Origin of the sequence: Streptomyces phytophilus (assembly GCF_013870535.1) — a bacterium.
GTDB classification, from domain to species: Bacteria; Actinomycetota; Actinomycetes; order Streptomycetales; family Streptomycetaceae; genus Streptomyces; species Streptomyces phytophilus.
On the sequence record NZ_JACBXC010001130.1, the window covers coordinates 1 to 1,977 of the forward strand.

Sequence of the window (1,977 nt, forward strand, 5' to 3'; positions counted from 1 at the left end):
TGTCCGCGATCGAGTTCGTGCTGCTCACCCCCGTGCTGTACTTCATGATCTTCGCCACCGTGCAGTTCGGGCTGTACTTCTTCGCCGACCACGTCGCGCAGGCGACCGCGCAGCACGGGGCGCGCGAGGCGCGCAGGACCGCCGAGTCGAACCCGGGCGGCTGGCAGGGCCTGGCCCAGCAGGCGGCGCGGGAGCGGCTGGACACGGTCGGCCCGAAGCTGCTCACCAGCCCGGACATCCGGGTGTACGAGGCCGCGGACGACCGGGTCGGGGTGGAGGTGGAGGGCAGCGTGGTCAACGTCTTCCCGTTCATCGACATCAAGGCGCGGGCGGAGTCGGAGGGGCCGATCGAGCGGTTCGTACCGGACTTGGGATGACGGGGGACGGGGACGCATGGCTGTGAACGGGGTGCGCGGCGGCCTGGGGAAGCAGGGGGCCCGGGAGCCGGAGGAGCAGGGGGAGCCGGGGAAGCAGGGCGGGCGCCGGGACCTGCGGTCCGACCGGGGGGTGACGACCATCGAGGTGGTGATCCTCGCCCCGGTGATGTTCCTGTTCATCCTCGTCCTCGTCGCGTTCGGCCAGTTGGTCGACGGCCGCGGCGGGGTCGACGGCGCGGCGCGCGACGCGGTACGGGCCGCGTCCCTGCAGCGCACCGCGGGCGAGGCGCAGACGGCCGCGCAGCGGGCGGCGGAGTCGCAGCTGGAGGGGGACGTGTGCACGGGCCCGGTGGACGTGGACCTGTCGGGGGACTTCGCGCCGCCGGAGCCGGGCGAGGCCAGCAGCATCATCACGGTCGAGGTGACCTGCGAGGTGAAGGGCCTGGGGATGCTGGGCCTGGACATCGACCCGCGGATGACGGGCTCGTCGTCCGCGCCCCTCGACCCGTACCGGAGGGCGGCATGAGGCGCGTACGGGCCCTGGCCGCGCGGCTGCGCGACGGCCTGGCCGAGCGGAGGGGCCGGCTGGACGAGCGGGGCTCGGGCGCGGGCGCGGTCATCATCTTCGCGTTCCTGTTCATGGCGCTGGCGGCGTTCGTGGTCGACGGCGGCCTGGCGATCTCGCAGCGCGAGCGGGCCGCGGACATCGCGGAGCAGGCGGCCAGGTACGCGGCGCAGGACACGGACAAGGAGGCGCTGTACGAGGGCCAGACGGAACTGGAGGCGCCGATCCGGTTCGAGAACTGCGACAGCCGGGTGCAGGAGTTCATGGCCCATGTGACCGTCCAGAACGGCGAGGTCGAGTCCGCCAAGTGCACGGACAAGGACGTGGACTTCGTCGAGGTCGAGATCGTCCTCAGTTACCGCCCGCTGCTGACGGGCCTGGCCCTCAGCGGCCCTCTGGAAGCCACCGGTACGGCCCGCGCCGAACCCCGCACGGAGGTCGGCGAGCCGTAGGCCCGTCCGTCCGGTGGATCCGCGACCCGAGAGGCAGAGCGTGCGGGTGAGCCCGACCGGCCCCGCGTAGCGAGCGGGGTCGCTGGGCCGTACGCGGGAGGCTGTCCTGCCAATCGGGGGAATTAGCCCCTCCTCGGCGAGCTACGCCCCAGACATCGGTCAGATAGTCATACAAACCGGACCGAGGCGACCGCCTCACTCCGCTCGACTGTCTAGGGGCATCTGTGCTGAAGAGAAAGAAGACCGCCGTCGCGCTCGCCGCGGGAGCCATGGCGCTGGGGCTGCTGGGCGCGGCGCCCGTCGCCGCGACCACGACGGGCCACGCGCCCGCGATGAAGACCTGGGACGACTGGAGCAGCTCGCAGCGCGGCGTGGTGGTCGCCAAGCCCGGGATCCTGATCCGCTCGCAGCCCACCACCGCCTCGCACGAGAAGGGCTTCATTCCGCGCGCCGAGATCGTCTGGATCGACTGCAAGGTCGACGGTCAGGACGTGTGGGGCAACTCCATCTGGTACAAGATCAGCTCCCACAACGGCTACATCGCCGCGCGCTACGTCAAGAACGTGGACCACATCCCGTACTG

Annotated in this window: 4 protein-coding genes; all 4 read left to right on the plus strand. The window is 71.6% G+C overall.

Going from position 1 to position 1,977, the window contains the following annotated elements:
• Window positions 1–377, plus strand: a 377-nt coding sequence (locus H5J30_RS37555) for a TadE family protein (RefSeq protein WP_181790486.1), incomplete at its 5' end; no start/stop codon positions are given.
• A 16-nt stretch (window positions 378–393) separates the two neighbouring features.
• A complete protein-coding gene (locus H5J30_RS29875; protein ID WP_258563600.1) occupies window positions 394–903 on the plus strand; it encodes a TadE/TadG family type IV pilus assembly protein in 510 nt (169 codons plus the stop codon).
• On the plus strand, window positions 900–1,394 hold the full coding sequence (locus tag H5J30_RS29880; RefSeq protein ID WP_181790488.1) for a TadE/TadG family type IV pilus assembly protein: 495 nt from the start codon (window positions 900–902) through the stop codon (window positions 1,392–1,394). Before H5J30_RS29875 ends, H5J30_RS29880 begins: the two co-directional genes overlap by 4 nt.
• Window positions 1,395–1,618: 224 nt before the next feature.
• Window positions 1,619–1,977, plus strand: a 359-nt coding sequence (locus H5J30_RS29885) for an SH3 domain-containing protein (protein ID WP_181790490.1), incomplete at its 3' end; no start/stop codon positions are given.

What these genes read in the sequence shown, in the direction of transcription:
- H5J30_RS29875 (WP_258563600.1), top strand. Translation starts at nt 394, where the DNA reads ATGGCTGTGAACGGGGTGCGCGGCGGCCTGGGGAAGCAGGGGGCCCGG.
- H5J30_RS29880 (WP_181790488.1), top strand. Translation starts at nt 900, where the DNA reads ATGAGGCGCGTACGGGCCCTGGCCGCGCGGCTGCGCGACGGCCTGGCC.